The 4363-nt window shown below is 57.4% G+C and carries 1 protein-coding gene and 2 rRNA genes; 2 read left to right on the top strand and 1 reads right to left on the bottom strand.

What is annotated here, in order from left to right; translation table 11 throughout:
* Window positions 1-2898 (top strand): 23S ribosomal RNA (locus AC5RVB_RS16295); the annotation flags it as partial.
* Between the two features lie 214 nt (window positions 2899-3112).
* Window positions 3113-3229, top strand: a 5S ribosomal RNA gene (rrf, locus tag AC5RVB_RS16290).
* Between the two features lie 301 nt (window positions 3230-3530).
* On the opposite strand, the gene AC5RVB_RS16285 is transcribed toward rrf, so the two are convergent.
* Window positions 3531-4363: hypothetical protein (locus tag AC5RVB_RS16285; RefSeq protein WP_494143169.1), on the bottom strand; the 833-nt coding region annotated here is incomplete at its 5' end.

Below are 4363 nucleotides of genomic sequence, written 5' to 3'. Positions count from 1 at the left end.
AGTGATTCCGTTAGTAGTGGCGAGCGAACGCGGAAGAGGCTAAACCAGTGGTGTGTGATAGCCGGCGGGCGTTGCATCACTGGGGTTGCGGGACTTTCCGTACCGATTCTGCCGGATCGGTGAAGTGAGTGCAGATGCATAGGTGAACTGGTTTGAAAGCCAGGCCGTAGAGGGTGTTAGCCCCGTAACCGGAATGTATGCTGCCGCTTGGAGAGGATCCCAAGTAGCACGGGGCCCGAGAAATCCCGTGCGAATCTGCCAGGACCACCTGGTAAGCCTAAATACTCCCTGATGACCGATAGCGGACAAGTACCGTGAGGGAAAGGTGAAAAGTACCCCGGGAGGGGAGTGAAATAGTACCTGAAACCGTGTGCCTACAAACCGTTGGAGCAGCCTTGTAGCTGTGACAGCGTGCCTTTTGAAGAATGAGCCTGCGAGTTAGTGTTACGTCGCGAGGTTAACCCGTGTGGGGAAGCCGTAGCGAAAGCGAGTCTGAATAGGGCGTTGCAGTGGCGTGATCTAGACCCGAAGCGGAGTGATCTACCCATGGCCAGGTTGAAGCGACGGTAAGACGTCGTGGAGGACCGAACCCACTTCAGTTGAAAATGGAGGGGATGAGCTGTGGGTAGGGGTGAAAGGCCAATCAAACTCCGTGATAGCTGGTTCTCCCCGAAATGCATTTAGGTGCAGCGTTGCGTGTTTCTTACCGGAGGTAGAGCTACTGGATGGCTAATGGGCCCTACAAGGTTACTGACGTCAGCCAAACTCCGAATGCCGGTAAGTGAGAGCGCAGCAGTGAGACTGTGGGGGATAAGCTTCATAGTCGAGAGGGAAACAGCCCAGACCACCAACTAAGGCCCCTAAGCGTGTGCTAAGTGGGAAAGGATGTGGAGTTGCCCAGACAACCAGGAGGTTGGCTTAGAAGCAGCCACCCTTGAAAGAGTGCGTAATAGCTCACTGGTCAAGTGATTCCGCGCCGACAATGTAGCGGGGCTCAAGTACACCGCCGAAGTTGTGGCATTCAGATATAGATAAGCCTTCGTGGTTCAGTCGTCTGGATGGGTAGGGGAGCGTCGTGTGGGCAGTGAAGCTGCGGTGTAAACCAGTGGTGGAGCCTACACGAGTGAGAATGCAGGCATGAGTAGCGAAAGACGGGTGAGAAACCCGTCCGCCGAATGATCAAGGGTTCCAGGGTCAAGCTAATCTGCCCTGGGTAAGTCGGGACCTAAGGCGAGGCCGACAGGCGTAGTCGATGGACAACGGGTTGATATTCCCGTACCGGCGAAGAACCGCCCATACCAAGCAGGGGACACTAACCGTCCGGAGCCTGCCCGAGCATCCTTGTGGTGTGAGGGTTTTGGCCGAGCACGGGACCTGATCCTGGGAGGTAAGCGTATTAACAGGTGTGACGCAGGAAGGTAGCCGGGCCAGGCGATGGTTGACCTGGTCTAAGGATGTAGGGTCCGTGATAGGTAAATCCGTCACGGTGTCTTTGATGACGATCCTGAGATCCGACGGGACCCCCTCACGGGGGGATCCGGTGATCCTATGCTGCCTAGAAAAGCATCGGCGCGAGGTTCCAGCCGCCCGTACCCCAAACCGACACAGGTGATCAGGTAGAGAATACTAAGGCGATCGAGAGAATTATGGTTAAGGAACTCGGCAAAATGCCCCCGTAACTTCGGGAGAAGGGGGGCCCCAACCTTGATGGACACTTGCTGTCCGGAGGGGATCGGGGCCGCAGAGACCAGGGGGAAGCGACTGTTTACTAAAAACACAGGTCCGTGCGAAGTCGCAAGACGATGTATACGGACTGACTCCTGCCCGGTGCTGGAAGGTTAAGAGGACCGGTTAGCCCTTACGGGCGAAGCTGGGAATTTAAGCCCCAGTAAACGGCGGTGGTAACTATAACCATCCTAAGGTAGCGAAATTCCTTGTCGGGTAAGTTCCGACCTGCACGAATGGAGTAACGACTTCCCCGCTGTCTCAACCATAAACTCGGCGAAATTGCAGTACGAGTAAAGATGCTCGTTACGCGCAGCAGGACGGAAAGACCCCGAGACCTTTACTATAGTTTGGTATTGGTGTTCGGTGTGGCTTGTGTAGGATAGGTGGGAGACTGTGAGACCCGGACGCCAGTTCGGGTGGAGTCATCGTTGAAATACCACTCTGGTCATACTGGATATCTAACTTCGGCCCGTAATCCGGGTCAGGGACAGTGCCTGATGGGTAGTTTAACTGGGGCGGTTGCCTCCTAAAGAGTAACGGAGGCGCCCAAAGGTTCCCTCAGCCTGGTTGGCAATCAGGTGGCGAGTGTAAGTGCACAAGGGAGCTTGACTGTGAGAGAGACATCTCGAGCAGGGACGAAAGTCGGGACTAGTGATCCGGCGGTACATTGTGGAATGGCCGTCGCTCAACGGATAAAAGGTACCTCGGGGATAACAGGCTGATCTTGCCCAAGAGTCCATATCGACGGCATGGTTTGGCACCTCGATGTCGGCTCGTCGCATCCTGGGGCTGGAGTAGGTCCCAAGGGTTGGGCTGTTCGCCCATTAAAGCGGTACGCGAGCTGGGTTTAGAACGTCGTGAGACAGTTCGGTCCCTATCCGCTGCGCGCGCAGGAAATTTGAGAAGGGCTGTCCTTAGTACGAGAGGACCGGGACGGACGAACCTCTGGTGTGTCAGTTGTACTGCCAAGTGCACCGCTGATTAGCTACGTTCGGATGGGATAACCGCTGAAAGCATCTAAGCGGGAAGCCCGCTTCGAGATGAGATTTCCATACACCTTGTGTGTGAGAGGCCCCCAGCCAGACCACTGGGTTGATAGGCCGGATGTGGAAGCGGGGACTAAAGACCCGTGAAGCTGACCGGTACTAATAGGCCGATAACTTACACCACACCAACATCTGGGGAAACACGACTTCAAACGGTTTCCCAACGTACAGGGTGTTGTTGATCATGCTGCTTGCGTCCACTATGTGGTTCCCGGATAACAACCCTGGTTGTTGGCCGTGGAACAAAAAACTGAATATCACTTCGTCTAAGGACGTTCGTGACCCAATGTTTTCCCCACCGCCTGGCATGTTATTGCTGGTGGTGCCGGGGTGAGGGTTACGGCGGTCATAGCGTGGGGGAAACGCCCGGTCCCATTCCGAACCCGGAAGCTAAGACCCACAGCGCCGATGGTACTGCATCCGGGAGGATGTGGGAGAGTAGGTCACCGCCGGACAAATTGTGAAGGGTGAGGCCCGTACCAGTGTTGGTACGGGCCTCACCTGTTTAACCCCCACCAGAGATGCCGGCACCCTGGGTCGGCTGCGCCGTATCTGCGCTCCTGGTGCTGAGTATCACCTCGATTGGGTACGCAGGGAGGGCCGGCGAATCGGTGTCGGACGGTGCACTGGACTAGAATTACCCTGAGGCGTTAAGCGTCTCCCTAAACTTTTACATCTCCATTACAGGTACATAGTGACGAGCGACTGCAGTAAATTCCGTTGGTCGGCTCACGACGAGAGGAACTAGCCAGCATGTCAGAGCAGAACAACAGGGACCAGAACCGAAGCGGCGCTCCGCGCCGGGATGCCCAGGGCCGCCCCGCCACCAATGACCGTAATGCCCCTAAGCGCTGGGAAGACCGGAAGCCCACTGGCGGCGGTCAGCGCTCCGGTTCCAATGAGCGTAAGCCGTTCTCGCGTGATGACCGTCCTGCTCGTGATGGTGAGCGTAAGCCTTTCAGCCGCGATGATCGCCCGCAGCGGGATAGCCGTCCGCCGCGTGATGGTGAGCGTCGCTCCTTCGGTGACCGCGGTGCTTCCGCTGCCCGTAAGCCGTTCTCCCGCGATGACCGCCCTGCTCGTGATGGTGAGCGTAAGCCTTTCAACCGTGACGAGCGTAAGCCGTTCTCGCGTGATGACCGTCCTGCTCGTGATGGTGAGCGTCGCTCCTTCGGTGACCGCGGTGCTTCCGCTGGCCGTAAGCCGTTCTCCCGCGACGATCGTCCTGCTCGTGATGGTGAGCGTCGCTCCTTCGGTGACCGCGGTGCTTCCGCTGGCCGTAAGCCGTTCTCCCGTGATGACCGTCCGCAGCGTGATGGTGAGCGTAAGCCTTTCAACCGTGACGAGCGTAAGCCGTTCTCGCGTGATGACCGTCCGCAGCGTGATGGTGAGCGTAAGCCTTTCAACCGTGACGAGCGTAAGCCGTTCTCGCGTGATGACCGTCCTGCCCGTGATGGTGAGCGTAAGCCTTTCAGCCGTGATGATCGCCCGAAGCGGGATAGCCGTCCGCCGCGTGATGGTGAGCGTCGCTCCTTCGGCGACCGCGGTGCATCCGCTGGCGGCCGTAAGCCGTTCTCGCGTGATGACCG

The sequence above is a fragment of the Arthrobacter sp. Y3225209 genome, from assembly GCF_059090685.1.
The sequence above is the reverse complement of the archived record's forward strand: the minus strand, read 5'-3'. Positions and strand labels throughout refer to the sequence as shown.